We start from the raw sequence: 26,191 nt of genomic DNA, 5'->3' as shown, positions 1-26,191 counted from the left end.
GTAGCCGGTCCCAAGGGTATGGCTGTTCGCCATTTAAAGAGGTACGTGAGCTGGGTTTAAAACGTCGTGAGACAGTTTGGTCCCTATCTTCCGTGGGCGCTGCAGATTTGAGGAAGCCTGCTCCTAGTACGAGAGGACCGGAGTGGACGAACCTCTGGTGTACCGGTTGTCACGCCAGTGGCATTGCCGGGTAGCTAAGTTCGGAAGAGATAACCGCTGAAAGCATCTAAGCGGGAAACTCGTTTCAAGATTAGATCTGCCGGGGCCTTGAGCCCCCTAAAGAGTCGTTCAAGACCAGGACGTTGATAGGTCAGGTGTGGAAGCGCAGTAATGCGTTAAGCTAACTGATACTAATTGCTCGTGCGACTTGACCCTATAACTTTGATTAGATTCAAGGTTGTTATGCCAAAGTGACGCATTCAAAATACTGCACTCGCAAGAGTGCAAGACATTAAATAAAAGCTGATTTGCTCTATGAATTCGATGGGTTGTTCCTTGAACAATCGATCAAAAAGTTATGCCTGATGACCATAGCAAGTTGGTACCACTCCTTCCCATCCCGAACAGGACAGTGAAACGACTTAGCGCCGATGATAGTGCGGATTCCCGTGTGAAAGTAGGACATCGTCAGGCTCTTACAGCAAGAGGCGCCCAGTTGATAACGTCAACTGGGCGTTTTCTTTTGTGCGTCTGAAAATGCGCAGTTGCCTTGGTTAAAAAATGAAAAACTCCGCCTCGAAAGATGCGGAGTTTTTTTATGCGCGTACGAATCAGAGGCCAAGCCTTCTGCAGGCTGCGCCGGTGCCGGTTCTTTCGCCGGCGTCAGGTATTGAAGACCATTGCACCCTCTTTGCTGGCAACAGCGGAGTGCACGAGCTCATCGGTGAGTTGAGCGATCCAGTCCGTCATGGGAATGGCGCGAAAAAAGCTCTCCCGAATAAGCTGGAAATAACGTGTGCCGGTGGCCCAATTCGCAAAATCCACATACGGCAGTTGCTGCTGCTCCAGCAGCTTGAACTTGAGCAGGACCTTGGCTGCATGGTGTGCATGCCTGGCCGGACTCTTCACAAAAGCATCGAGTCGCTCGCGTGATCGCGCAAGGACCTCAGCCCGATACTTGAAAACAGGGCCGTGCCCGGGGATGACCCGGTAGGGATCCAGCTGTTCAATCAGATCGAGCGTGGCTCCGACCTCACTAAATGCACTTTCACCTTCCAGTTCCGGGAAAACCACGCCGAAGCCCTTTTCCCACAAAGCATCGGCGGAGATCAACGTGCGTGAAGAGGATTCGAACAAGACAACCGAGTGAGGATCATGTCCAGGGGCAGCGTGAATTTGCCACGGCACGCCAGCCAGCAGGATTTCCGAGCCAGGCAAGAGGCAAGCGTCGTACTTGAAGCGGGGACAAAGTTGCCCGGTTGGCAGATAAGTCAGGGCCTCTGCATCCCACACCGACACCAGGGCCGCCTGACCAGGTGGAATGAGGGTCTCCAGCTCAGGGTACACCTGCTGAAGCGCAGCGTTGCCGCCGCAGTGATCGCTGTGCAAGTGAGTGTTCAGCAGCAAATCCAGTGAGCGTGGTCCCAGGGCCGATTGAACCAGATCCACGGTCTGCGCTGAATGCGTGCTGTAACCACTGTCCACCAGGGCGCAGGATGCGTCCCCCGTGAGCAGGATGTTGTTCGACGATAACCAGCCCCGCTCAAAAACCTGAACACCCTTGGGCAACTTCATGTCAGGCATGATGCGCCACAAAACGATGCATCACGCCGCTGTCCGCAGCTCACGTCGGAGAATTTTGCCAACATTGGTTTTTGGCAGATCGTCACGAAACTCGATGTATTTGGGCCGTTTATAACCCGTGAGATTCTGCTTGCAGTACTCGGCAATCTGTTCTTCGGTGAGCGTTGGGTCGCTTTTGACGATGAAAATCTTGATGGCCTCCCCCTGCTTGTCGTCTGCGATGCCAATGGCCGCACATTCAACGACACCGGGGCACAGCGAGACGACATTCTCGAGCTCATTGGGGAAGACGTTGAAGCCGGAAACAATGATCATGTCCTTCTTGCGGTCGACAATTTTCGTATAGCCTCGCTCATCCATGATGCCGATGTCCCCGGTTCGCATGAACCCGTCGGCGGTAAAGGCCTTCTCGTTCTCGGCGGGTTGCTGGTAATAGCCGGTCATCACCTGCGGGCCCTTGATGCAGATCTCGCCCGACTGGCCAACAGGCAGCGAACGACCCTCATCGTCCTTGATTGCAATCTCTATGCTTGGCAAGGGCAGGCCGATGGTGCCGCTGAACTCAGTATTGAGAACCGGGTTGTTAGTGCCAATCGCGCATGTCTCGCTCATTCCCCAGCCTTCGATCATGGGGCACCCGGTGACCTGCAGCCAGTGCTTGGCCGTTCCCTCGGAGGCCGCCATCCCACCCGCCTGGGACACGCAGAGGTGAGAAAAATCAACTGTCTTGATTTGCGGATGCTGCAGCAGGGCGTTGAACAGGGTGTTGACTGCCGGAAGCATGTGAAACGGGCGCTTTTTCAGCACCTCGATGAACTTCCCGAAATCACGGGGGTTGGGGATCAGGGTCAGGTGGGATCCCCAGCGGATTGCCAGCAAGCACAGTGTCAATGCGAAGATGTGGTACAGCGGCAATGCCGCGATGCCGTTGGTTTTGCTGACATCCCCAAGACGGCGCAGCGCCGGCGTGAACCAGGCTTCGGCCTGCAGGATGGCTGCGACGATATTGCGGTGCGTCAGGACAGCGCCTTTGGACAAACCCGTAGTTCCGCCGGTGTATTGCAGAAAGGCGACTGAATCCAGATCGCTTTGAGCGGGTTTGAGTACCATTCCTGCGCCGTCGGTGATGGCGCGTTTGAAAGGCGTCACGGTGCGGCCATTGGTCAATGGCAGTTTGTAGGCGGGCACCATTTTTGCAAGATGCCGGACGGCAAAGGTGATCCAGCGGCCATACCAGGGCCCCAGCAAATCCCCCATGGACGCGATCACGACGTGTTTGACGGGCGTCCTGTCAATCACCTCTTCAAGCGTCCCCGCAAAATTCTCCAGGATCACGATGCTGGTGGCGCCCGAGTCCTTGAGCTGGTGTTCGAGTTCGCGCGCGGTGTAGAGCGGATTGACGTTCACGCAGGTGTAGCCGGCGCGCAGGATGCCCGCCATGGTGACTGCAAACTGGGGAATATTCGGCAGCATGATGGCCACCCGCGCACCAGGTTCCAGCCCCAGGTGCTGCAACCATGCGCCTAGCGCCGAGGACAGCTCATCCAGCTCCCCGTAGGACATCCAGCGGTCCATACAGACGGAAAAAGGCCGCGTGGCATTTTTCCTGAAGGAGTCTTCAAGCAGCTGGTTCAGCGAGCGGAACTGCTCGGGGTCGATGTCGTGCGGCACACCCTCGGGATAACTCTTGAGCCAAAACTTGTCCATTAAAAACTCCTTGTGCGCCATTGTGAAAGCTGTGGAGCATCACGCGTATGGGGCTTGTCCTAATGCAGCGGTGTACGGGCAAGAAGTTGGACCAAAAAGGTCTCGCAGGCGACAGCGTCATCGCCGAAGAGGGCGTCGATCAATGCTGATTCGCGTGTCTCCACCACATTCAAAAATTCCGTGGCACCTTTCATCTGGGCAAAAGCATCAAACCCGGATTCCAGAAACTTCTGCAGTGCGCTCAGCCCGGCGGCTGCCGCCGGCGTCCGCATCATCTTCAGCAGGCTGCGCAGGCCTCGCATATGTGTGAGGTGATCAAGGTCCTGCCCCAAGTGCAGCACCACCTGCAATTGCTGCCGCCGCGCCGCGATGTCGCCGACTGCGCACCAACACCGGATGTAACGGGCCGCCTGGCTGCCAGTGCGGTGGAGCAGCCATTGCTGCGACATGCGGTCATCCAGCGCCTCGGTCAGGGCATGCACTTCGGCCAGGGAGGCTGCTGTTTCGACCACCGCCTGGGGGAAAAGACGGGCAATGGTGTTTGCGATCCGGGAAAACTGCTGGTCCCGCTGCGCATAGTCCTTGTCGCCATACAACTCATTCAGAAAAAAATGCGCGGCTCGCTGATAGCGGGGACTGTCGAGGAGGTCGGCGTAGGTGGCCGTGAAACGCTGCGCCTGGAAGCCCTTGACCTCCAGGCAGGCTGCATGAAGTTGGGGATCGGCCATGCGGCTTTGCCGCAGCAGCGACACCTCCTGCATGGCTTCGCGAATTCGGGCGGCGGCTGGGTCCATATAAACACCGAGTTTATCTAGGTGCGACGCCCTATTGAAAGCGCAGGCGTGCATGCGAAACTCCAGCGATGCAAAGAAGGACCTTACTCAAGCTCGGTGTGGTATCGACCGTGGTGCTGGTCGTTGCCGGCGGCGCGGCGGCGCTGCTGTCGCCGGGTTTGCAGGGTGGCAAGCTCAGCATCGCCGGTCGCGAGGTTTTCAGGGCCGTCGGCCGTGCGGTGCTTGATCAAAGCCTCCCGCGCGAGGATGGCCCGAGGCAGGAGGCCCTGAACGGCTTGCTGAACCGCATGGATGAACTGACCGTTGCTTTACCACCCCACGCACAGGCCGAACTCTCACAACTGCTGTCGCTGCTGGCGAGTGCACCGGGGCGGCGCACACTGGCGGGTCTGGGCGAGGAGTGGTCGTTGGCGACAGAGGCCCGCATCCAGCAGTCGCTCCAGGAGATGCGGCTGTCTGGGTTGGTGCTTCGCCGGCAGGCTTATGCCGCCTTGCATGACATCACCGCCGCGGCCTATTTCTCAGATGCGTCCACTTGGCCGCAACTTGGCTATCCCGGTCCGGTCCGGATCTGAAAGCAGTGAACACCGCATGAGTCAAATCGAAGACCCGATCCGCGAAGGTTTGAAACGCGGCTGGAAAGTTCTGGGCGGCGCCTTGGGCCCCGCACCGGAAAAAATTGTCTGCGATGTTGCCATCGTCGGCAGCGGTGCCGGTGCCGGCATCACCGCCGAGTTGCTTGCCAAGGCGGGTTTGCAAGTGGTGATGATTGAAGAGGGGCCGCTGAAAAGCAGCAGCGACTTCCGCCAGAAGGAGTCGGATGCCTATCCGCAGCTCTACCAGGAAAGTGCAGCGCGTAAGACCGAGGACAAGGCGATCAACATCCTGCAGGGGCGTTGTGTCGGCGGTTCCACCACTGTCAACTGGACCAGCTCCTTCAGGACGCCTGCGCCGACACTGCAGTTCTGGCAGGACAGGTTTGGCCTGACGGACTACAACGTCGAAGCGCTGGCCCCTTATTTTGCCCAGGCCGAGCAGCGCCTGAACATCCTGCCGTGGCTCACGGCCCCCAACGAAAACAATGACCTGTTGCGCCGGGGAGCGGCCAGACTGGGTATCAAAGCAGCGGCGATTTCCCGCAACGTCAAGGGCTGCTGGAATCTGGGCTCCTGCGGCCTGGGCTGCCCAACCAATGCGAAGCAATCCATGCTGGTGACCACCATCCCGGCTGCGCTGGACCGGGGTGCCCAATTGCTGACCGAAATGCGCGTGGAACGGTTTGAACTGGCCAATGGCAAGGTGACGGCGCTTTATTGCCGACCTGTGATGCCAAATGGTGCTCCAGCCCTCGCCGTATCTGTGCAAGTAGCTACAAAAATAATAGCAAAACATTATGTACTGGCGGGTGGTGCGATCAATTCGCCGGCGGTGCTGCTGCGTTCGAACGCACCCGATCCGCATGGGCTGCTGGGCGCGCGGACTTTCCTGCACCCGGTGGTGATGAGCTCGGGGGTGTTCCAGCAGAAAGTCGAAGCCTGGAGCGGCGCCCCGCAGACGATTTATACCGATCACTTCCTCGACACCCAGGCCATCGATGGCCCCATGGGCTACAAGCTGGAGGCGCCGCCGCTGCACCCCATCATTTTTGCATCGACGGTTCCGGGTTTTGGTCAGAGCCAGCAGGCACTGCTGGAGAGCTTCCCGCACAACCACACGCTGCTGGCCTTGATGCGTGACGGCTTTCATGACCAGTCACGCGGTGGGCAAGTCAAATTGCGCGGGGACGGCTCCGCCGTGCTCGACTATCCGCTCACCGACTACGTGATGGACGGTGCCCGCCGCGCCTTGCTGTCGATGGTGGAGATCCAGTTCGCCGCAGGTGCACGCCAAGTGTTGCCCCTGCATGAGATGGCCCGACCCTACACCAGCTGGAGCGAAGCGCGCGATGCCGTCAACGCCCTGCCCATGAAGCCGCTGCTCACCAAGGTCGTGAGTGCGCACGTGATGGGAGGTTGCGGCCTGGGCGGCGACGAAAAGCGGGGCGTGACGCGGCCTGATGGTGTGCACTGGCAGCTGGACAACCTGTCGGTTCACGATGGATCGATTTTCCCCACCAGCATTGGTGCCAACCCTCAGTTGTCCATTTACGGCACCGTGAACCGGCTGGCGCAGGGACTGGTCAAAAGGCTCGCGGGGCGCGACGTCGCCCTGGCCTGAGCCGCAACCGGCGCAGGCTCCTCCCATGCTGGCACGCCTTCAGCAACTCATCACGGTGTCGCTGCTTGTGGCCGCGACCGGATGGCTGGTGTTTTTCTGGGAGAGCTCGGCGCTGCTGGCCCTGGCCGGTTTTGCGGTCCTGGTGCTCGGCTACTCGGGTTTTCTGGCCCTGGAGTTTGTGGCGCTGCGCTTCATCAATCGGGCCGACCCCGTGCCGCGTCCTGCGTGGAAAGAGCTCGCTGCTGCCTGGTTGGGTGAGACGCTCGTGGCGCCCCGGGTTTTTTGCTGGCGCCAACCTTTTCGCTCCCAGGCTGTTCCCGATCAGTTGTCGTTGGACGCTGTCGAAAAAGGCCGGCGCGGGGTCGTGTTCATTCATGGATTTTTCTGCAACCGGGGCTTCTGGACGCCCTGGCTGGAGCGGCTTCAAGGGACGGGCCATGCTTTTGTCGCCCTCAACCTGGAGCCGCCCTTTGCCTCCATAGACGACTACGCGCCGCTGATCGACGACGCGGTTCAGCGCGTGACGGCGGCGACCGGCCTGCCGCCGGTGCTCGTGTGCCACAGCATGGGGGGTCTGGCCGCCCGTGCCTGGCTCAGGATCATGAAAGCCGAGGCGCGGGTCTGCCATGTGGTGACCATCGGGACGCCGCATCGGGGGACCTGGCTGGCCCGTTTCAGCCTTGTCACCAACGGCCGCCAGATGCAACTGTCCGGACCGTGGCACCAGGCGCTGGACCTGGACATGCCGTCGCATCGCCATACCCTGTTCACCTGCTGGTATTCCAATTGCGACAATATCGTGTTTCCAAGCTCCACCGCGACGCTTTCCGGTGCTGACAACCGGTTGGTGCACGGTGCCGCTCACGTACAACTTGCGTTTTTGCCGCAGGTCATGGATGCAAGCTTGGCGCTGATCGAGGGCGAGCCATGTAAAAGTGCGCGCACGCCTTAGTCAAAACTTCTTACTCGGTAACTAATTGTGTAAGCTAGGGGGTTGATCGCGTTTCGGTCAATGCTTGGGATAAAAATGCCTCTGATAGTGGTCATGGAAGACGATGCCGCCACGCGCACGCTGGTGGCATCGGTGCTCCGGAAAGACGGGTACGACGTGTTGTCGGCCGACAACGGTCTGTCCGGGCTCGAGCTGGTGCGCCAGAACAGGCCGGACCTGGTCATCAGCGATGTGCAGATGCCGGTGATGGACGGGTTTGCGATGCTGCAGGCCCTGCGTGCCGATCCGGCCATCCTGGCCACGCCTGTGGTCCTGCTGACCTCGCTGCAGGAGCGGGCCCATATGCGCATCGGCATGACCAGCGGCGCCGACGACTACATCACCAAACCCTTCCGCCCCGGCGAGTTGCGCGAGGCTGCGGCGGCCCAGCTGAACAAGCGACACATGCAGGCGGCCGTCCAGGTCATGGCGGTAGAAGCCGCGGTGCAGGCTGCCCTGGAAGACCAGAAGCAGCACCTGGCCCGGCTGTATGAGAAAAAACTGGCCTCCGAGCTGAGCGACAAGTGGCCTGCGGCGGATGCATCGAGCCAGGACGAAAAGTTCTCGAATGCCACCGTCCTGTTCGTCGACGTTCTCAACTACGCGGGGCTGGCCGAAAAACTCTCCAGCACGGAGTTGAGCGATGTGGTGCGCCAGTTCTACAACAACGCCGGCGACACCGTGCATTTGTTTGGCGCGCGCCACATGCAGTTTGTCGGCGAGGGCCTGCTGGTCGTTTTTGTCGACAGCACGGATACGACCTCGGTCAACCATGGGTTGCGCGCCGCCCGGGCCGCCCTGGGCCTGATTGACGCCGCCAAACGGGTGCAGCAGTTTCTCAATACCCATTTTCCCGGGCAAAGGCTGCCGCGTTTTGATGTCAGTGTGGCCTTGAACAGCGGCCCTGTGGCGCTGGCCAGGCTCGAAGACCCTTTGCATGGCAGTGTGCAGATACTGCCGGTGGGCGACACGGTGAGCGCCACCCTGCTTTTGCAAAAGCAGGCGCACAAGGCGGGCTGGCAGATTGCAGCCAGTGTGGCCATGCTGCGCGGCGTCACGGGCGCGGTGAACACCGGGGGGCGAGCGCTGGTATCGCTGCCCGGCCGCACGGCCGCCATCGATGCCGCCGAGTTGCTGGGCCTGGCGCTCGCCTGACCAGTGGGTGTGTCGGCAGACCGCAGCACCATGCCAGGAAAAACGGTTTCCCTGAGCCGGATCCTGGTGGCCAGTTTGCTGGTGTTTGCGCTCGTGCCGGCGGGGCTGGTAGCCTGGCTCATGGCGCGCAGCAGTGACCAGGCGGTGCAGGAGCTGGCCGGGGGAATTTTGTTCAACGTAGCGGCCAGGGTGCAGTCAGGAACGGAAGCCCATTTGGGGCAGGCGCACACCATCCTGAACGGCCTGTTTCCCGAGCGCCTGAGCACCACCCAGACCGAGCAGGCCCGGGACTGGCTGCGCCAGAGCGCGGCCTTTGAGCCCATGGCGTTCGCGCTGGGCAGGCAGTCTGCGGACGTGCCCCACCTGTATTACGGCAACAGCCGGGGCGAGTATTTTTCGGTGGAACACGCAAGCAGCGGCACGACGGTGCAGCTCCGCACCCCTGCCGACACCGGTCTTCAGGCCTTCACTGCGCGCCGGCCCGGCGACCGCAGCCGCCCCCTGGCGGTTGCCCAGACCCATTTCGAGCCCCGCACCAGGGGCTGGTACCAGGGGGCGCTGGTCGCCAAGGGCCGCGTGTTCTCCCCGATTCAGGTGGTGCCCGGGAAACCGCAACTGTTCGTGACGCTTTCCCAGCCTGTTTACGACGCAGACGGCGGCGCCGCAGGCGTATTTGGCGTGGACCTGTATCTGCAGCGGCTGGCCGACCTGCTGCAAACGCAGCGCATCAGCGCACGCGGGGCGGCTTTCGTGGTGGACGAGCAGGGGTGGCTGGTTGCCGGCTCTGCCGGGGACCCCTTGTTCGACTACGCGCCGGGGCAGTCTGCGCGGCGAAGTCCCCAGCACAGCGCGAACCCGGTGATCCGCGAAAGTTTTGCGGCGCTGCAGCGCGAGCAGGCGCGCAAGCGCGAGGATTCGGTGGCCGTCAACACTGCGTTGCAGCGGCTGCCGCTGCAGGACGGCACCCTGCTGATGGTGCAGCGCCCCTTCGGCGAATCAGCGGGCTTGCGCTGGACCCTGGTGGTGGCCGCACCGGAGAGCGATTTCACCGCTGAGATCACGCGTGCCTGGAAGGTGTCCCTGGCCCTCATTGGCGCGCTGGTCCTGTTCGGGGCGGCCGCGGCGTTTTATGTTGCCAACCGCATCGGGCGCCGGCTCAAGCGCCTGAGCGTGGCTGCGCAAAAGCTCGGAAGGGGTGAAGTGCCGCGCATTGACAGCGGCACGCATCTGCGGGAAGTCATGGAGCTTTCGCGCGTGATGCACTCCAGCGCCGAGCAGCTGAAGCATTACCGTGCCGAGGTGCAGGCCAAAGCCCGGGTGATTGAAGAGGCCAACGAGCGTCTGGAGGAGCGGGTGGCGCAGCGCACGATCGAGCTGCTCGCCTCGCGTGAAGAGGCCTTGCAGGCAGCCCGGGCCAAAGCCGCATTTCTCGCGACCATGAGCCACGAGATACGCACCCCCCTGAATGGCGTGGTGGGCATGAGTACCCTGCTCGCCGAGACCGCGCTGGACGACGAACAGAGCGACTACCTGCAGACCATCCGCCTGTCGAGCGATCAGTTGCTGGCCGTCATCAACGATATTCTGGATTTCTCGAAGATCGAGTCCGGCAAGCTGGACCTGGAGTCTGAGCCCCTGAGCCTGCGCAGTGCGATCGAGGAGGCCTGCGACATTGCCGCGCCCCGCGCCCGGGAAAAAAACCTGGAACTGATCGTGGACGTGCCGGAAGCCGTGGGCAACGACTCACTTGCCCTGCCGGCAGCGGTCTCCGGGGACGTGACGCGGATCCGGCAGGTGTTGATCAACCTGATCAACAACGCCGTCAAATTCACGGAAAAAGGTGAAGTGACCGTGAGTGCGCATTCCCTGCCCAACCCCGATGACCCGGCCCGGGTGCGCGTCGAATTCCGCGTGTCCGATTCCGGCATAGGCATACCGCCTGACCGCGTGGGGGCGCTGTTCCAGGCCTTCACTCAGGTAGATGCTTCCACCACGCGCAAGTACGGCGGCACCGGCCTGGGGCTGGCGATATGCAAGCGGCTGGTCGAACTCATGGACGGCGACATCGGTGTGGACAGCGTGCCGGGCAAGGGATCCACCTTCTGGTTCACGATCCAGGCACCGCCGGCCGAACTGCCGCCTGCGGCTGCAAGTGTCGATGCGGCCGCCCTCCATGGGAAACGCGCGCTGGTGGTGGACGACCACGTCACCAATGTCCGGGTCCTCACGCGACAGCTCCAGCTGTGGGGCATGCAGGTGACTACCGCCGAGTCGGGCGCCCAGGCCTTGCAGGCGCTGGCGTTGGCGCAAAGCGGGGGCGTGCTGCCGGACATCATCATCACCGACATGCACATGCCTGACATGGATGGCGTGGCGCTTTCCCGCGTCATCAAGGCCACGGCGCCGCTGGGGGGGATACCGCTGGTGCTGCTGACGTCCGGTTTCATGCCGCCAGGCCATGAGGCCGCCCGCTTGTTCGAGGCGCGGCTGCTCAAGCCCGTCCGGCAGCGCCAATTGTTCGACGCGCTGGCACGCTGCCTGTCGGTGCCTGGCATCCAGAAGCTGCCCTCGGAATCAACCACCGCCGAAGGCCTGGCAGCTGCGAAAAACCTGACCTTGCTGGTGGTGGACGACAACGCTGTCAACCTCAAGGTGGCCTGCGCCATGCTGGCCAAGCTGGGTTACCACACGGCCACCGCGCTGGATGGGCGCGAGGCGGTGCAGGCCGTGGCTCGTGCCCACGGGGCGGGCTGGCGCTTTGGTGCGGTGCTGATGGACATCAACATGCCGCGCATGAACGGCTTTCAGGCGACCCAGCAAATTCAGGCCATGATGGGCGGGAAGGCGCCCCCCATCATTGCGCTGACCGCGGCCGCCTCCCCCGAAGACCGTGCCCGCTGCACGGCGGCGGGCATGGACGACTACCTGACCAAACCGCTGCATGTCGCCGCGCTGGCCCAGGCGCTGGAGCGGTGGCTGCCCATGATGACGGCCGCTGCGGGAGGCTCTGGTGGATTTGCAACGGCGCCGCTGGTGCGCAGCCAGGGCGCCGCCGCCGGGCCGCAGGCATTGCTGCCGACGCCCAAAAGCGATCTCTTGCCTGCAGTTGATCCCGTGCTGATGGATCTGGAGCGGCTGGCCCAGTTCAAGGAATTCGACGACGATGCGCTGACCATGACGCGCGAGGTGATCGGCCTGTTTGTCGCCGATGCCTCCCAGCGCCTGCGCGCCGTTGAAGAGAGCATCCGTGCCGGCGACGCTGCCGCCTTGGCGTGGGCAACCCATGCCCTCATAGGCGCTACCAGCAACGTCGGCGCCGTGGCCATGCAGACCGTGTGCAGTGAGCTGGAACTGGTGGCAAAAACCGGCGAGATCCCGGCCAACGCCCCGCAGCAGCTGGAAAGGCTGCAGACCTACTGGGCTAAAACCAGTGCCATCCTCGACACGTGGGTCTGAGCTTGCGGTTTTTTTTTTGGAAAGTTTGCACCCACTTCTATCTCTGGCTTTGAGTTCTAAAGGTCAAAGCGTATAGGGCGGTTATACGGGTCCGTCAGATTCGATCTGCGAATACGGTGACGCTTCATGGAGTTGTGACTTTGTTCACAAAAAAGAGGTCCCATATTCACTATCCAGAAACAGGCAGGCTTCATACGCTTAACAACCTGTAACAGCTAAGCCCTGAAGATGAACAATCTGTTGACCGCCGGATTCCTGGATGCTTCCTTGCCCTTGGACGCGAAACGTCCGGACGCAGGTCCGGATGTGCTGTCCTTGCTGGTTGACGTGCTGGGCCACGGCGTCATAGTGGTGGGCGAGCACGGCCGGATCATCCACGCCAACAGGGTGGCTCGCACAGAACTGAGTCGCCATCGCGTGCTCGACCGGCTGGATGGGGAGATTCATGCCGTGACGTCAGCAGACAGCCGAACCCTTCAACACGCCTTGAGCATGGCGGTGGCCGGCAAGCGCAGCCTGATCAATGTGTCTGGCGGTGGGCTGACCCTGACGCTGGCCGTCGTGCCCCTCAAGCCTGACGCCGATGCCTGGAATGTTCGCATTGCCCTGTTTTTTGCGCGTTCCGAGGTCTGCGAATCCGGCATGTTTGGCTTTTTTGCGCGCAGTTACGGGCTGACCCAGACGGAAGAGCAGGTTTTGGCCATTTTGTGCCGGGGCTTGAGCACACCCGAAATTGCCGTCCAGCTGAAGGTTGCCGTTTCCACGGTCCGCAGCCATGTGCGCAGCCTGTGTGCAAAAACCGGCTCCAGTGGCGTGCGTGAATTGGTGAACCGTGTCGCCGTCTTGCCGCCGGTGGCACCTGTGCACCTGGCCCAGATTCACTGAAAAGGGGTTGTCGTCCCTGCGCGGCCCACACCGGGAGCCCGCCGCGTGCTAGATTACGGCTCATCATGAGCACGTCACTTCCTTCCAACGAAGACCTTTACACGCCACTGGTTCCCGAGTTGCGCTCCCTGGCGCGCCGCGGCGTGTTGCGGACCTACCGAAAAAACGCGGTGTTGATCAATGAGGGTGAGTCCGGCGACAGCCTCTTTGTCCTGCTCAAGGGCAGTGTCAAGGTGTTCGCCATGGACGAAAGTGGACGGGAAATCACTTACGGGACGGTCAATGCGGGCGACTATTTTGGTGAGATGTCGCTCGATGGTGGGCCACGCTCTGCCTCGGTGATGACGCTGGAGCCCTGCACTTGCGCGGTGCTGAGCCGGACGGATGTCAGCGAACACCTGGTGGAAGAACCTGAATTTGCAATCAATCTGGTGGTTCAGGTGATACGCCGGGCCCGCTCTGCGACAGAGACGGCGCGAAACATGGCGCTGCTCGATGTGTATGGGCGGCTGGTCGCCTTGCTTGAAGAGCGTCGGGAAGACACGGGCGAGGCACCCGGCGGCAGCGCCACCCTGGAGTCCATCACCCATCAGGACATTGCCAATCGCGTGGGCGCCTCGCGCGAGATGGTCAGCCGGCTGCTCAAAGACCTCGAAAAAGGCGGCTACATCGAACTGGGCATCCGGCGCATCACCTTGCTCAAGAAGCTGCCCAGTCGCTGGTAGCTCTGGCGCCGAAATACCCGCGTTTCTCAACGTCGCAGGAGTTGCTTATGAGCGTCAAGTATGGATGCGTGTGCTTTGCTGTCCCGAAAAAAATGTTGCGGCATTTTGCCAATACGTCGCAGGACGAGGACCGTGAAATGTTGATGGAGCAACTCCAGCACTCGTCCCAGTTGCGCGGACAGCGGGGGGCTGCCAGTAGCCGGAAAGTAGTGGCTACCAAACGTGGCGCCAAAATTCTGCACCGCCAGGTGTTTGACGCCCAAGGCCGAACTTTTTTGCCCGGCAAAATTCTCCGTGACGAGGACGATCCCCCCTCCCACGACCAGATCGCCAACCAAGCGTACGACAACATTGGCATCGCGCTGCAGTTTTTCGCGAACGTGCTGGGCCGTGACTCTGTCGATGGCAAGGGGATGCGTATCGATGCCAGTGTTCACTATGGCTACAGCTTCGCCAATGCAATGTGGACCGGTGAGCAAATGCTTGTAGGCGACGGTGATGGCAAACACGTCACCAATCTGGCCGGCTCGCTGGGAATCATCGCCCATGAGTTTTCTCATGGCATCAGCCAGCACATGGTCAAGGGTGGGCTTGGCGTGGTGCAAGTCCCCGGCCAGCCGCCCACCCTAAAAGGTGAAGCCGGTGCGCTGAATGAATCCTTCTCCGACGTGTGCGCCAGCATGATCAAACAATGGCATGCTGGAGAAGAGGTGCAGGCGGCTAGCTGGTTACTGGGCGAGGACATCCTGGCTCCCCAGGCAGGCAAGGCCATTCGTTCGCTGAAGGACCCTGGTAACACCAGGATGACCTGGCCTGAAGACGACCAGATTAAAGACTACAAGCGTTTCAAGATCACAGACGACGCTCACAAGGCATCGGGTATTGCCAACCATGCGTTTTACCTGGCTGCGATGAAACTGGGGGGGCGCTCTTGGGAAACACTGGGGCCCGTCTGGTTCAAGGGGTTCGACCGGTTAAGGGCGCGCGCGACTTTCCTGGACGCTGCCCACGCGACCCTGATCGTTGCGGCGACGCTACATGGCAAGGGTTCCGAAACCCACGAAGCAGTCAAGAGTGCCTGGAAAAAGGTCAATGTGCTCGCCTGAAACCGTGGCGGCGTAACATTTGGTCATGAATTGCCCGACCTGCGCCGCCGTCAACGCCGAGACCAACCGCTATTGTGAGAATTGCGGTATGGGGTTGGCGCAAGTCTGCGTCGCCTGTGGCCACGAATGCGGACCTGCGGCCAAATTCTGTGGGAGTTGCGGTGCTGCGCAGAAGCGGGCGATCATGCCTGGGGTGGTCACAGCACCCGCCGCGAACTGGGGAGAACTCAAACTGGCGACTATCCTGTTTGCAGATATCGTCAGTTCCACGGAGCGAATTGCCGGCTTGGATGCCGAGCAGGCCATGGGACATTTCAGACCGGCGGTTGCGCGAATGTGCAATGCCATCGAACATTTTGGCGGCACCGTCGTTCGCACGCTGGGCGATGGAGTCATGGCTGTTTTTGGTGTTCCCCGTGCACTTGAGGGACATGCCAGCCTTGCTTGCGAGGCGGCGCTTGCCATGCAGGCGGCATTCACCAACCACCCGCAAGGGCTGTCCATTCGTGTCGGGCTGCATTCGGGGCAGGTGGCCTCCGATCCGCAGGCAGTGGATGCAAATATTGGAGGCGGCGTTCACGGCCGCGCCATTCATCTTGCCAGCCGGGTAGTTGGGTTGGCTGAACCGGGTGGTGTGTGCATGACGGCGGCATGTCTTGCACTCGTGCGCCCTGCCTGCGAGGTACGTGCCATTGGAGTACAGGATCTCAAGGGAATTGCAGAGCCTGTTGAGATTTATGCACTGCTGCGGATGAAGAGCGATGTTGAGCGTGTTCACTTCCATCAGGCGGTGCTTTCGTCATTCCGGGGCCGCAAGCGTGAGGTTCTGATGCTTCAGGATGCGTTGCGCCGGGCCGGCACGGGGCTTGGTTCCGCTATTGGCCTGTCAGGGGCTCCGGGTACTGGCAAGAGCCGGCTCGGCCACGAGTTTGCCCATTGGTGCCGCGAGCAGGGCGTCACCGTCCACGAGGTGCGCACGCCTCTTTACGGTCATGCTACCCCGCTGCAACCGGTGTTGGCACTCATGCGCACCTGCTTTTTCGATATTTCCGCAGAGGACGATCAGGCAACAGCCAGGGCGCTCATCACCCGCCGGATGTCGGAGATTGGACCGACATCTTTCGACGATCTGGCGCTTCTGAACGAATTCTTGGGAGTCTCGGCGGCCGATGCGCCGCCTTGCTCGCTGCCTCCCAAAGCGCGGCGCACCAGGTTACTGGAGATCGTGCGCGAACTGGCGACATACAACGGAGCGTCCATCTCGGTCATTGTTTTTGAGGATCTGCACTGGCTGGACGAAGCAAGCGAGGAATTCCTTCAGGTGCTGGTGGAGACTGTCGCAAGGGCGCGTACCTTGTTGCTCCTTAATTACCGCCCCAACTATCGCGCGCCCTGGGCAACGCTGCCCCATTTTCAGCAAATGAATCTCGGGCAGTTGAGCGCCGAGGATACGCAGGAACTTGTGCTTGAATTGTTGGGCCGTCATGGCGAGTCAAGAGACGCTTTTCTGCCTATTGTTGAGCGATGTGCCGGCAATCCATTTTTCGCGGAAGAGTTGGTTCATTCGCTCTCGGAAAGCGGCATTCTGTCGGATCAATCCGATGGCAAAAAACCCAGCGCCGAAACGATTGCGCGTGCACTTCCTCCTACGGTGCAGGCGGTTATTGCCGAGCGCATAGATCGCCTTGTCTCCAGCCAGAAGGCTTTACTGCATATTTGTGCCGTCATTGGCAAGGAAATCCCGTTGCCGGTGTTGCAGCAGGTCGCTGTCTACCTGGCCAATCAGCTTGAAAGCGGACTTGACAGCCTGTGTGAGGCCGAGTTGCTGGAGTTGCTACGGGAAATTGCCGGTGGGCGCAGGTTCGCATTTCGCCACCCCCTTATTCAGGAGGTGGCGTATAGCAGCCAACTCAAGGCCCGTCGTGCCGGGCTGCATGCGGCGGTAGCTGTGGCCATCGAAGCCCACTACCGCTCGCAACCGGACGAATTTGCGGCGTTGATTGCGCACCACTACGAGGCGGCTGGCCAGCCTGTGAATGCGGCACAGCACGAAGCCCGCGCGGCCAAGTGGCTGGGAGCCACTAATTCAACCCAGGCCATGAAACATTGGCGCAAAGCACGTGCGCTTTTGCTTGACCAGCCGCGCTCGCCGGAGGTGGACAGATTGCGCGTGCAAATTGGAGGCGGGTTTGTTTACCTTGGATGGCGCGAAGGATTGAGCCCCGAGGAAGTGCAACTCATCGTGCGTGAAACCATCGAACTGGCCACCGACGTCGATGGTCGGCTGATCCAGTTGCTGTATCTTGCCGAGGGACGGATATTGCAGGGGGGTGGAGGCCAGGCAGACTCGTATGTGGAGAGCATCAAAAAGGCTCTCGCCCTGACTGTTCACGACGGTGATATCGGGCGTACTGCAACGATGAATGCGGCCCTTAGTCATGCCTATACATGGGCCGGACTGCTTGAGCAGGGGCTGGCTGCGAATGACATCGCGTTGCGGGGGGCGGCGAGTATCGACAAGCTGGACCGCGAATTTTTTGGCTTCGACATCAAGCAGTGGGTCCTGGGTGTCCGGGTGCGTCTGCTCATCCGTATGATGCGTTTTGATGAGGCAGGCCGGTACCTGCAGGTTTTGTTTGAGTCGATTGAACCCGGCCACGATCCGGTGATTCGGCAGATGGCGCATCACCTGAAGGCGGAGTTGGCGTGGAGCCTGAAAGATACCGGTCTGGTGCTTGAACAGGCGGAGCATGTGGCTAGCATTGCCCAAACGAGTCGGAACGCTTACTCCAGGGCGACGCACCTGTGGACCAATGGGTTGGCCCAAGCTGCTGCTGCAAACTTTGAGAAGGCCGCATTTGAATTTTCCGAGGCGCTGGCGCTGATCAGGAGTACCCAGGTTGCCGTCGAGTTTGAGGCAGAAATCCTGGCGAGCCTTGCCGAATGCCGGTATGGCGCCGGAAATTTTGAGCAATCACTGGCTGATGCGCAGTCGGCTGTGGAAACTTCGCGGCAGCGGAGCAACCGGGTAACAGAATGCCGGGCGCTGATCGTTTGGGGTGGTGCCCTGGCGCGGAGCGGTGTCAAGAACAGAGTGAGCGACGCCGAGGTCATTTTTGGGCAAGCTCGGGAGCTGATTGGGATGACCGGCGCCAAAATTTGTGAAGCGGCCTTGCTGCGTGAAGAGGCCTACATCGTGCAACTCAGCGGCGACTAGCGCGCGGGCAAGCTGGCGCGATGTCGCACAAGCAAGGTGTATTCCCGCATTCCGTAGCCCGTCAGCAGCGTGACATCTGCACCCAGCGCTCGCTCGCAATAGTCGCACCACAGCTCTGGCTCAGCCCGATATAGCTCCGGACGGGTTTTCTCGGTGTCCGTGAGCGGGGCCAGAAAGTTGACTGCGAAGCCACGCCGGCTATGGGCATGCATATGGGCCAATGTGGCCTGAACAAATCGTCTCCACCGGATTTCAGGCTGGTGAAGTTTTACGTTGAAGATGCCGCTGGCGACAGTGTAGTCAGAGAGGCCGCTCAGTTCATTGCCAACCGTAAACTCGGTATCCGTCCTCCTGCCCCACAACCGGCTCGCCTGAACAATCATGGCGGGAGACAGGTCGATGCCCTTGTAGCGCACTTGTTTGTCATGGAATCGCTCGGCCAGAAATCCCAGCAGTGCACCATAGCCGCAGCCCAAATCGGCGAGAGAAAATGGCGAATCGAAGTCGCAGACCTTCAGGACTTGGATAAATCGCAGTTTCTGTGTAGGTTCACAAGACCAGTCCACTCCCAGTGGACTGGTCCCGTAAAGCCCGATCTTGGCTGTGTAGTAACGCTCGATATCCGAGCACAAGCCCGCGAACCGAGGTGAAGCACGGGGCACTACACCGGTCGCCAGTGGGCTTCTTCCATGCTGCATTGCTGACGGCTATTTGGCCTTGGAATCCAGCCCGAGCGGCAACGAGACAACGAGGTAATCCTGTTTCATATAAAAGAGCGGACGACCTCTTTCGGTGATCAGGACGCGACCGGCTTCTTTGGAGGCATTGAGGTCGTGCAGTTCAAAGTAAACCGGCAGTGGTTTTTTCGCGGCCAGATTCCGGATCAATGCGTCCACGATGGCTGCATCGCCGCTTTTCGTGGCCACATTGGACTTCACTTTTCTCAAACTGGTGAGGTAGCGCTGAAAGCGATTCTTCGTCTCCGCATTCGAGAGCCCCGTCAGGTTTAATGCCGCAATACTGGTTGCGAAGCTTCTGCCTAACTTGAAGATCTCGAATTCTTTTTGCAGCTCCACCATTTCGTCTAGCCCGCCATGCAGCTCCTTGGTGCCCAGAGACGGTGCAAACCGCAGGTTCAGTTTCTCCTGCAGGCTGCCGACGTAGATGTCGTGCTCTTTCATAAAAATGCCCATAAAACACTCTCCTCAGTTCGGATTGATGAAATCGCCGTATGCCGGTAACAATTGCAACGCAATGTTCAAGCATGACGAGTTTAGGCTCAACTTTTCGGCTTGAAAAGGGGAAATCTTGCTTGGCCTATTGCTTCGTCATGGGGGGCGGCCAGTGTGCCGAAGCTGGTGTTGGCCGTCTTGGCGTTGTCTATGCAGCGCGATGGGTCTTCATCGTAAACGGTGTAACAGAACTTTTCTCTCCTCATTTGTAGGAGGAAACCGTCCCGACGACCATTCAATGGCTGTCGCGCCCCGCTGCGCCGCGCGATGTTGTTTCAGTGTTGAACGGCTGCTTCTTCAGCCGGCCTTGCGCCGGCGGCGATGTCGGGCAAGCCCCGCAGGCGCTGGTAAATCGGCGTGAAGTCGGGCGCGGTTTTGTCGAACAGTTCCTGGAAACTGTTGATGACGAAGTAGGTCTGCTGGTAGCTGTCGATCTTGTAGCGGGTGCGCATGACGCGTTCAATGTCCAGCGGCAGGCGTTGCGGCTCGGGGCTTTGAACGGAATGCTTCAGTTCTCCGGATGAACTCAGGATGCCGGCACCATAGGCGCGCAGGCCGTCTTTCTGCTGGATCAGCCCGAACTCGACCGTGTACCAGTAGAGCCGGCTGAGTTGTTCGCAGGTGCCCAGGCCGTGGGCTTTCAGTCCGCCCTTGCCGTATTCCTGCATGTGGTCGGCAAAGACGGGGTTGAACAGCAACGGCACATGGCCGAACAGGTCGTGAAATACATCGGGTTCGACGATGTAGTCGAACTCTTCCGGCTTGCGTATCCAGTCGGTCACCGGAAATTTGCGGTTGGCCAGTAGCGTGAAAAAAGGCACTTCCGGGATCAGCCCGGGCACGGTGACGATTTCCCAGCCGGTGGCTTTGTGCAGGCGTTCGTTGATGTCGTCAAAGCGCGGGATGTGGTCGCTGGCGCCCAGCGATGGCAGGGCGGCGATGAATTCGTCGCAGGCCAGGCCGGGCAGCAGTGCCGCCTGGCGCTCGTACAGGCGCCGGTAGGTATCGTGGTCGGCGGCGGTGTAGCTGTCGTAGTCCTGCGGGCAGGTGTAGTCTGCGCCGGCACGTGTGTAATCACCGCGCGGCGGGCGCTCGCTGGCGCCGTAGACAACTGGTTCGATGGCCATATATTTCTCTGTTGACCGTTCGCCCTGAGCGTGTCGAAGGGCCGGGTGAGGGGCTTCGACGGGCTCAGCCCGAACGGGAATGATCGGTCAGGCTGTCTGCAGCACGCCGCGGCGCATCTGGTCCAGCTCCATGGTTTCAAACAGTGCCTTGAAGTTGCCTTCGCCAAAGCCCTGGTTGCCTTTGCGCTGGATGAACTCGAAGAAGATCGGGCCGAGCTGGTTCTCGCTGAAGATCTGCAGCAGCAATTCGCCGGGCGTGCCGTCCACCAGGATGTTGCGCGAGCGCAACTCGGCCACGTTTTCGCCGTGGCCCGGAATGCGTTTGTCGAGCAGCTCGTAGTAAATATCGCTGGTGTTGAGCAGCTTGATGCCACTCAGCTGCAGCGCGTCCACCGTGGCGTACAGGTCGTCGGACCCCATCGCGATGTGCTGGATGCCTTCGCCCTGGTAGCGGTCGAGGTACTCCTGGATCTGGCCGGCTTTTTCGTTGCCTTCCTCGTTGATCGGAATGCGGATCTTCCCGCAGGGGCTGGTCATGGCCTTGCTCTTGACGCCGGTGGTCTGGCCTTCGATGTCGAAGTAGCGTACTTCACGGAAGTTGAACAGGCGCTCGTAAAAGCCCGACCACTCGGCCATGCGGCCGCGGTGCACGTTGTGCGTCAGGTGGTCGATGTAGGTCAGGCCGTGGCCGACCGGGTTGAGTTCCGCACCGGGCAGGGGCTCGAAGTCCACATCGAAGAAACCGATGTTGCCGATGTCGCCTTCCCTGGCGCCGTTCTTGCCGCGCCAGCGGTCGATGAAATAGATGATGGAGTCACCAATGCCCTTGATCGCCGGGATGTTCAGCTCGCCGGGGCCGGCGGTGTGGGCGTAACCCCAGGCGCCCAGCGAAATCGCGCGTTCGTAGGCGGCCTTGGCATCCTGCACGCGAAAGGCGATGGCGCAGACGCTGGGGCCGTGCTGGCGCGCAAACCGCTGGGCAAAGGAGTCGGGCTCGGCGTTGATGATGAAGTTGATGCCGCCCTGGCGGTACAGCGTCACGTTCTTGTGGCGGTGTTTGGCAATCGGCTTGAAGCCCATGCGCTCGAACAGGGCGCCCATGGCGGCCGGATCCGGCGCGGCGTATTCAATGAACTCGAAGCCGTCCGTGCCCATGGGGTTGTCCCAGGCAGCCGCGGCGGTGGGGGCTGAAGAAGGGGCGGGTTGGGTGGTGGCGGCGTTCATGTGTGTCTCCAGGCGGTTCAGAAAAAAATAGCGGCACATCCACTTTAGACGCGGTGCGGATCAATTTTTATGCAAAACACGGCGCCAAACTTGATGAATGCGCATCAAACCTGCAAAATACGACGCGTGGAAGCACTCGACAAGCTGGACAAGCTCATACTGCGCAGCCTTCAGGCTGACGGAAGGGCGACGTACGAACAGATCGCCGAGCAGGTCAGCCTCTCGCCGAGCGCGGTGCTGCGGCGCGTCAAGCGGCTGGAGGAAAGCGGCGTGATCGACCGCTATGTGGCGCTGGTCAAGCCCGAGTCGGTCGGGCTGGGGCTGACCGCCTATATCAACGTGCGGCTGGAAAAACACACGGAATCACACAAGCGAAACCCCATGGACCTGTTTCGCGCCAGTGTGCAGACCTGGCCCGAAGTGGTGGAATGCGCGGCGCTGACCGGGGAGATGGACTATCTGCTGCGTGTGGTGGTGGCCGACATGGGCCACTACAGCCGCTTCATCATGGACACGCTGCTCAAACATCCCAGCGTGCAGGACTGCAAGACCAGTTTTGTGCTGGACCGGGTGAAAACGACGACGGCGGTGCCGGTTTGATGGGCGCCTCCGGGGTGGGCCTGGACCAGTCCAGGCGCTGATTTAGGGGGGTGTCCCCCTTTTGATGTCGATTAGTCCCGGCTGGGTGGACGCCCGACGCGGACATTTGCTACGGTATTCATAGCTGCTGACGCCCGTCCCCAAAGGGTTGAAGCCGTTTTTGACTATAAACTCGGGCGACCCCCGGGTTTGCCCGATTAAATAGCCTTCAGGGCTGGACATTCTAGGGAAAACCCTTATATTGAACCCATGGTTACCCCCGGCACATTGATCAAGGCGTCCCTTTCTGCGGGCAAGGAGTTTTTCCGCCCACCGGTGGACGACGCAACGCGCGCGCCGCACAGGCCGCCTGTGCTGGTGCCCATCCGCTCCATCGGTCCCACCCACGGCGAACGCATCGAAAAACACCTGCTGGCGCTGGATGCGCATGACCGTTACCTGCGCTTTGGCTACGCCGCCCGCGACGAGCAGATCCAGCGTTATGTGGCCGGCCTGAACTTCGAGCGCGACGAGATTTTCGGCATTTACAACCGCAAGCTCGAGCTGATCGCCATGGCGCACCTGGCGCTGTCGATCGACCCCGAGCTGAAAAGCTGCGCCGAGTTTGGCGTGTCGGTGCTCAAGCACGCACGCGGGCGCGGCTACGGCGCGCGCCTGTTCGACCGCGCGGTGATGCATTCCCGCAATGACGGGGTGAGCATGATGTTCATCCACGCGCTCAGCGAAAACACCGCCATGCTCAACATCGCCCGCAAGGCTGGCGCCGTGATCGAGCGCGACGGCTCGGAAAGCGAGGCCTACCTCAAGCTGCCCCCGGCCGATCTGGACTCGCGCATGACCGAGATGGTCGAGGAGCAGATTGCCCAGACCGATTACCGCCTGAAAGTCCAGGCCAAGCAGTTCTGGAACATCCTGGCCATGGTCCAGGAAGTGCGGCAGGGCGTGCGTGACAGCCGCGACCGCATGCCGATGTAGCGTTGTCGTTACGGCCGCCCGAGGTGGCGGGCGCTGCTCCCATGACACCGGTCAGCCAGCGGCAGGCCGGTCTGGTCGGCCATGACGTCCGCACGAAGTTGCAGACGTTCCAGCATTTCGCCAAGTTGTGCCGTTTCCTGGGGCGTGAGGGCGGCAAGCAGGTCGCCGTTGATCTGGCTGACCAGGGGAAACAACGCACTGTGCATGGCCCTGCCTGCCGACGTGAGCGCCAGCTGGATGTGTCTGGCGTCCCCGACGCGGCTGGTGCGGCTGACCAGTTTTTTGCCGGCCAGCGCCGTGACGGCCCTGGAGGTACGCGGGCGATCGAGATGCGCCTGCTCCGCCAGCGCAGACGAGCCCATGGGCCCGCGTGCAGCCAGCACGGCCAGGACGCGCCACTCGCGCCGGGTGATCCCGAACTGGCCTTCACAGTAACGCAGCACAACTCCCCCGGCGGCCGCCTGCAGGCGGCTTAGCCGGTAGAGCAGCAGGTCGTCGAGAATTTCTGGCTGCGCCAGGCGCGGCACGGCGGGCGAGGGGCTGGGCATCAGGGTTATCACCGGGGATGATTGATTTCCGCAATCAATGGGTGTGTCGGGACAATCGTCGCTGACAAACCGGAGAATCATCATGCCACAGCGCCTCGTGACTGCACCCCCCGACCTGAACCGCCGCAAAGTACTGGTTCACACCGCCGCCGCCGGAGCGCTGGTTGCCAGCATGGGCCTGCCACACCTGGCGCTCGGGCAGAGCGGGCCGATGCGCATTGTGGTGGGTTATCCACCGGGCGGCGGTACCGACCGGGCCGCCCGGCTGGTGGCCGACCGCCTGCAACAGGTGCTCAAGCGGACGGTGATTGTGGAGAACCGTGTCGGTGCCGGTGGTCGGCTGGCGGCGCAGCAACTGGTCAATACACCGCCGGACCAGACGGTGCTGCTGCTCGCCAACCCGGCCGTGATGAGCGTGTCGCCCCTGATCTACAAGGACCTCAAATACGACGTGCAAAAAGACTACGTCCCGGTCGCCGCCGTCACGGATTACGACTTCGGCGTGGCGGTGGGTTCTGCGCTGCCGGTGAAAGAGGTGCAGCACATGCTGGCGTGGATTCGCGCCAATCCGGCCAAGGCCAATGCCGGCGTGCCCGGCACCGGCAGCCTGCCGCATTTTTTCGCACTGATGCTTAGCTACATGGCGCAGGTCAACATCGAGGTGGTGGGTTACCGGGGTTCGGCGCCGCTGATCACCGACCTGATCGGCGGGCAGATTCCGCTGGCTTTTGACACCCTGGACTCGCTGCTGCCGCATCACGACAGCGGCAAGCTGCGCATCCTGGCCACCTCGGGCCTCAATCGCTCGCCGTTTTCGCCCAAGGTGCCCACCTTCAAGGAGCAGGGGCTGCCGCTCAGTGCCACGGGCTGGAACACGTTCTTCGCGCCGTCCACCACACCCCGGGCCACCGTGGAACTGCTCAGCAAGGCGGTGTTCCAGATCATGTCGGAGCCCGACACGCGCGCCAAATTCACCGCCGCCAACATGGTGCCGGTGGCCATGACCCAGGCGCAGACCGAGGCCTCGTTCAAGGCCTTCAATACACAGTGGACACCGGTGATCCGGCGCTCCGGCTTCAAGCCCGAATCCTGAGCCGGTGCACACCGCTTTGGCCGCCTCGCCACGCCCCAACATCGTCTTCATCGTCGCGGACGACCTCGGTTATGCCGACCTCGGCTGCTACGGGGGCCGGGCGCCCGTCTCGCCCGTGCTCGACCGCCTTGCCGCCAAGGGCATGAAGTTCACCCAGGGGTATGCCAACTCCCCGGTCTGTTCGCCCACCCGCTTTGCGCTGATGACCGCGCGTTACCAGTACCGCCTGCGCGGCGCCGCCGAAGAGCCCATCAACAGCAAAAGCCGCGGCAGCACCACGTTGGGCCTGCCGCCCGAACACCCGACCCTGCCTTCGTTGCTGAAGGCGAGCGGCTACCGCACAGCGCTGATTGGCAAATGGCATCTGGGTTACCCGCCGTCTTTCGGCCCCTTGCGTTCGGGTTATGACGAGTTCTTTGGCCCCATGTCCGGCGGGGTGGACTACTTCACACATTGCAGCTCGGGCGGCAGCCACGACCTGTGGTTCGGCGACGAGGAAAAAAAGGAAGACGGCTACCTGACCGACCTGATCTCGCAGCGCTCGGTGGACTTCGTCACCCGCATGGCCGGCGGCGCCAGGGAGGGCACGCCCTTTTTTCTGAGCATGCACTACACCGCACCGCATTGGCCCTGGGAGACCCGTGACGATGAGGCGCTGGCGCAGGAGATCAGGGGCAACCTGTTTCACCTGCACGGCGGCAACATCCACAGCTACCGTCGCATGATCCACCACATGGACGAAGGTATCGGCCAGGTGATGGACGCCTTGCGCCGGCAGGGGCTGGCCGACAACACGCTGGTGGTGTTCACCAGCGACAATGGCGGCGAACGGTTCTCCGACAACTGGCCGCTGGTCGGCGGCAAGATGGACCTCACCGAGGGCGGCATCCGCGTGCCCTGGATTGCGCACTGGCCGGCGCAGATTGCACCCGGGCAGGTCAGCCAGCAGCACTGCATGACCATGGACTGGTCGGCCACCCTGCTGGACGCGGCCGGCGTGCCAGCCGCTCCCGGCTATCCGCTGGACGGCGTGTCGCTGCTGCCGGTGCTGCAGCAGCCCGGCCACGGTTTCCACCGGCCGCTCTACTGGCGCATGAACCACCGGGGCCAGCGCGCGCTGCGCGACGGGGACTGGAAGTATCTGCGGGTGGACGGCAACGACTACCTCTTCAACATCCCGGCCGACGAGCGTGAGCGCGCCAACCTGTCAGCCCGCGAACCGGCGCGCCTGGGGGCCATGCGCGAGGCATGGGAGCGCTGGAACGACAGCATGCCGCCGATTCCGGCCGATGCCACCGTGAGCCTGGGTTATTCGGTCAAGGACATGCCGCAGCGCTAGATAGATGTCGACCCCCACGGTCGCTCACTGCGAGCCTGCGGCAGCTCCCTGCCCCTT

21 protein-coding genes and 2 rRNA genes are annotated in these 26,191 nt (G+C 61.4%); 15 read left to right on the top strand and 8 right to left on the bottom strand.

Annotated elements, in window-relative coordinates:
• Together AAG813_RS14960 and rrf are read left to right on the top strand one after the other, a co-directional pair.
• Window positions 1-375, top strand: a 23S ribosomal RNA gene (locus tag AAG813_RS14960); the annotation flags it as partial.
• Window positions 376-520: 145 nt separating this feature from the next.
• Window positions 521-633: ribosomal RNA gene (gene rrf, locus AAG813_RS14955) — 5S ribosomal RNA — on the top strand.
• Between the two features lie 189 nt (window positions 634-822).
• On the opposite strand, the gene AAG813_RS14950 is transcribed toward rrf, so the two are convergent.
• Genes AAG813_RS14950 through AAG813_RS14940 form a run of 3 tightly spaced genes read right to left on the bottom strand, consistent with a single transcriptional unit; the run spans window position 823 to window position 4,244 of the window.
• Window positions 823-1,743 (bottom strand): MBL fold metallo-hydrolase, encoded by a 921-nt coding sequence (locus AAG813_RS14950; RefSeq protein ID WP_341916473.1) that lies wholly within the window; start codon window positions 1,741-1,743, stop codon window positions 823-825.
• 21 nt (window positions 1,744-1,764) lie between these two features.
• Window positions 1,765-3,450 (bottom strand): AMP-binding protein, encoded by a 1,686-nt coding sequence (locus tag AAG813_RS14945; RefSeq protein ID WP_341916475.1) that lies wholly within the window; start codon window positions 3,448-3,450, stop codon window positions 1,765-1,767.
• 59 nt (window positions 3,451-3,509) lie between these two features.
• Window positions 3,510-4,244: a hypothetical protein gene (locus AAG813_RS14940; protein WP_341916472.1), complete on the bottom strand. Its 735-nt coding sequence runs from the start codon at window positions 4,242-4,244 to the stop codon at window positions 3,510-3,512.
• 68 nt (window positions 4,245-4,312) lie between these two features.
• On the opposite strand from AAG813_RS14940, the gene AAG813_RS14935 reads away from it, so the two are divergent.
• The 9 genes from AAG813_RS14935 to AAG813_RS14895 all read left to right on the top strand — a co-directional run bounded on the left by AAG813_RS14935 (window position 4,313) and on the right by AAG813_RS14895 (window position 17,996).
• Window positions 4,313-4,819, top strand: coding sequence for a hypothetical protein (locus AAG813_RS14935; RefSeq protein ID WP_341916471.1), 507 nt, complete (start codon window positions 4,313-4,315; stop codon window positions 4,817-4,819).
• A 16-nt stretch (window positions 4,820-4,835) separates the two neighbouring features.
• Complete coding sequence (locus AAG813_RS14930) at window positions 4,836-6,461, top strand: GMC family oxidoreductase (RefSeq protein ID WP_341916470.1); 1,626 nt, start codon at window positions 4,836-4,838, stop codon at window positions 6,459-6,461.
• A gap of 25 nt (window positions 6,462-6,486) precedes the next feature.
• Window positions 6,487-7,413: an alpha/beta fold hydrolase gene (locus AAG813_RS14925; protein WP_341916469.1), complete on the top strand. Its 927-nt coding sequence runs from the start codon at window positions 6,487-6,489 to the stop codon at window positions 7,411-7,413.
• 75 nt (window positions 7,414-7,488) lie between these two features.
• Window positions 7,489-8,607, top strand: coding sequence for a response regulator (locus AAG813_RS14920; RefSeq protein WP_341916467.1), 1,119 nt, complete (start codon window positions 7,489-7,491; stop codon window positions 8,605-8,607).
• A gap of 30 nt (window positions 8,608-8,637) precedes the next feature.
• Window positions 8,638-12,063 carry a response regulator gene (locus AAG813_RS14915; protein WP_341916465.1) on the top strand — a complete coding sequence of 1,142 codons (3,426 nt, stop codon included), beginning with the start codon at window positions 8,638-8,640 and terminating at the stop codon, window positions 12,061-12,063.
• A 228-nt stretch (window positions 12,064-12,291) separates the two neighbouring features.
• Complete coding sequence (locus AAG813_RS14910; RefSeq protein ID WP_341916463.1) at window positions 12,292-12,948, top strand: helix-turn-helix transcriptional regulator; 657 nt, start codon at window positions 12,292-12,294, stop codon at window positions 12,946-12,948.
• Between the two features lie 65 nt (window positions 12,949-13,013).
• Entirely contained in the window at window positions 13,014-13,673 is a 660-nt protein-coding gene (locus tag AAG813_RS14905; RefSeq protein WP_341916461.1) for a Crp/Fnr family transcriptional regulator, read from the top strand.
• A gap of 47 nt (window positions 13,674-13,720) precedes the next feature.
• The gene (locus AAG813_RS14900; RefSeq protein ID WP_341916459.1) at window positions 13,721-14,779 is read left to right on the top strand and encodes a M4 family metallopeptidase; all 1,059 of its coding nucleotides are present in this window, start codon (window positions 13,721-13,723) and stop codon (window positions 14,777-14,779) included.
• Between the two features lie 25 nt (window positions 14,780-14,804).
• Entirely contained in the window at window positions 14,805-17,996 is a 3,192-nt protein-coding gene (locus AAG813_RS14895) for an AAA family ATPase (protein WP_341916457.1), read from the top strand.
• Here the strand turns inward: AAG813_RS14895 and AAG813_RS14890 are convergent.
• The 4 genes from AAG813_RS14890 to hppD form a co-directional block, all read right to left on the bottom strand.
• Window positions 17,993-18,658: a class I SAM-dependent methyltransferase gene (locus tag AAG813_RS14890; protein ID WP_341916455.1), complete on the bottom strand. Its 666-nt coding sequence runs from the start codon at window positions 18,656-18,658 to the stop codon at window positions 17,993-17,995. The genes AAG813_RS14895 and AAG813_RS14890 overlap by 4 nt on opposite strands.
• Before the next feature lie 45 nt (window positions 18,659-18,703).
• Window positions 18,704-19,189, bottom strand: a complete 486-nt coding sequence (locus AAG813_RS14885; RefSeq protein WP_341916454.1) for a hypothetical protein — start codon at window positions 19,187-19,189, stop codon at window positions 18,704-18,706.
• Between the two features lie 314 nt (window positions 19,190-19,503).
• The gene (gene phhA / locus AAG813_RS14880; RefSeq protein ID WP_341916452.1) at window positions 19,504-20,355 is read right to left on the bottom strand and encodes a phenylalanine 4-monooxygenase; all 852 of its coding nucleotides are present in this window, start codon (window positions 20,353-20,355) and stop codon (window positions 19,504-19,506) included.
• An 87-nt stretch (window positions 20,356-20,442) separates the two neighbouring features.
• Complete coding sequence (gene hppD, locus AAG813_RS14875; protein WP_341916450.1) at window positions 20,443-21,579, bottom strand: 4-hydroxyphenylpyruvate dioxygenase; 1,137 nt, start codon at window positions 21,577-21,579, stop codon at window positions 20,443-20,445.
• Window positions 21,580-21,705: 126 nt separating this feature from the next.
• Between hppD and AAG813_RS14870 the strand changes: the two genes are divergently transcribed.
• Window positions 21,706-22,179 carry an Lrp/AsnC family transcriptional regulator gene (locus AAG813_RS14870; protein WP_300560062.1) on the top strand — a complete coding sequence of 158 codons (474 nt, stop codon included), beginning with the start codon at window positions 21,706-21,708 and terminating at the stop codon, window positions 22,177-22,179.
• A 249-nt stretch (window positions 22,180-22,428) separates the two neighbouring features.
• A complete protein-coding gene (locus tag AAG813_RS14865; RefSeq protein ID WP_341916446.1) occupies window positions 22,429-23,154 on the top strand; it encodes a GNAT family N-acetyltransferase in 726 nt (241 codons plus the stop codon).
• Between the two features lie 8 nt (window positions 23,155-23,162).
• On the opposite strand, the gene AAG813_RS14860 is transcribed toward AAG813_RS14865, so the two are convergent.
• Window positions 23,163-23,702, bottom strand: coding sequence for a MarR family transcriptional regulator (locus AAG813_RS14860; RefSeq protein WP_341916444.1), 540 nt, complete (start codon window positions 23,700-23,702; stop codon window positions 23,163-23,165).
• Window positions 23,703-23,784: 82 nt separating this feature from the next.
• On the opposite strand from AAG813_RS14860, the gene AAG813_RS14855 reads away from it, so the two are divergent.
• Together AAG813_RS14855 and AAG813_RS14850 are read left to right on the top strand one after the other, a co-directional pair.
• Window positions 23,785-24,795, top strand: coding sequence for a Bug family tripartite tricarboxylate transporter substrate binding protein (locus tag AAG813_RS14855; protein ID WP_341916442.1), 1,011 nt, complete (start codon window positions 23,785-23,787; stop codon window positions 24,793-24,795).
• 4 nt (window positions 24,796-24,799) lie between these two features.
• Window positions 24,800-26,134 carry a sulfatase-like hydrolase/transferase gene (locus tag AAG813_RS14850; protein ID WP_341916440.1) on the top strand — a complete coding sequence of 445 codons (1,335 nt, stop codon included), beginning with the start codon at window positions 24,800-24,802 and terminating at the stop codon, window positions 26,132-26,134.
• Window positions 26,135-26,191 lie beyond the last annotated feature (57 nt).

Source organism: Polaromonas sp. YR568, from assembly GCF_943371715.1.
Lineage (GTDB): Bacteria > Pseudomonadota > Gammaproteobacteria > Burkholderiales > Burkholderiaceae_C > Polaromonas.
This window is presented reverse-complemented; position numbering and strand designations above follow the sequence as displayed.

Excerpts from the sequence above, each read along its gene's own strand:
- AAG813_RS14945 (WP_341916475.1), bottom strand. The coding sequence starts at position 3,450 with ATGGACAAGTTTTGGCTCAAGAGTTATCCCGAGGGTGTGCCGCACGAC.
- AAG813_RS14885 (WP_341916454.1), bottom strand. The coding sequence starts at position 19,189 with ATGGGCATTTTTATGAAAGAGCACGACATCTACGTCGGCAGCCTGCAG.
- AAG813_RS14865 (WP_341916446.1), top strand. The coding sequence starts at position 22,429 with ATGGTTACCCCCGGCACATTGATCAAGGCGTCCCTTTCTGCGGGCAAG.
- phhA (WP_341916452.1), bottom strand. The coding sequence starts at position 20,355 with ATGGCCATCGAACCAGTTGTCTACGGCGCCAGCGAGCGCCCGCCGCGC.
- AAG813_RS14915 (WP_341916465.1), top strand. The coding sequence starts at position 8,638 with ATGCCAGGAAAAACGGTTTCCCTGAGCCGGATCCTGGTGGCCAGTTTG.
- AAG813_RS14905 (WP_341916461.1), top strand. The coding sequence starts at position 13,014 with ATGAGCACGTCACTTCCTTCCAACGAAGACCTTTACACGCCACTGGTT.
- AAG813_RS14860 (WP_341916444.1), bottom strand. The coding sequence starts at position 23,702 with ATGCCCAGCCCCTCGCCCGCCGTGCCGCGCCTGGCGCAGCCAGAAATT.
- AAG813_RS14920 (WP_341916467.1), top strand. The coding sequence starts at position 7,489 with ATGCCTCTGATAGTGGTCATGGAAGACGATGCCGCCACGCGCACGCTG.
- AAG813_RS14930 (WP_341916470.1), top strand. The coding sequence starts at position 4,836 with ATGAGTCAAATCGAAGACCCGATCCGCGAAGGTTTGAAACGCGGCTGG.
- AAG813_RS14940 (WP_341916472.1), bottom strand. The coding sequence starts at position 4,244 with ATGGACCCAGCCGCCGCCCGAATTCGCGAAGCCATGCAGGAGGTGTCG.
- AAG813_RS14855 (WP_341916442.1), top strand. The coding sequence starts at position 23,785 with ATGCCACAGCGCCTCGTGACTGCACCCCCCGACCTGAACCGCCGCAAA.
- AAG813_RS14895 (WP_341916457.1), top strand. The coding sequence starts at position 14,805 with ATGAATTGCCCGACCTGCGCCGCCGTCAACGCCGAGACCAACCGCTAT.
- AAG813_RS14935 (WP_341916471.1), top strand. The coding sequence starts at position 4,313 with ATGCAAAGAAGGACCTTACTCAAGCTCGGTGTGGTATCGACCGTGGTG.
- hppD (WP_341916450.1), bottom strand. The coding sequence starts at position 21,579 with ATGAACGCCGCCACCACCCAACCCGCCCCTTCTTCAGCCCCCACCGCC.
- AAG813_RS14925 (WP_341916469.1), top strand. The coding sequence starts at position 6,487 with ATGCTGGCACGCCTTCAGCAACTCATCACGGTGTCGCTGCTTGTGGCC.
- AAG813_RS14900 (WP_341916459.1), top strand. The coding sequence starts at position 13,721 with ATGAGCGTCAAGTATGGATGCGTGTGCTTTGCTGTCCCGAAAAAAATG.
- AAG813_RS14910 (WP_341916463.1), top strand. The coding sequence starts at position 12,292 with ATGAACAATCTGTTGACCGCCGGATTCCTGGATGCTTCCTTGCCCTTG.
- AAG813_RS14950 (WP_341916473.1), bottom strand. The coding sequence starts at position 1,743 with ATGCCTGACATGAAGTTGCCCAAGGGTGTTCAGGTTTTTGAGCGGGGC.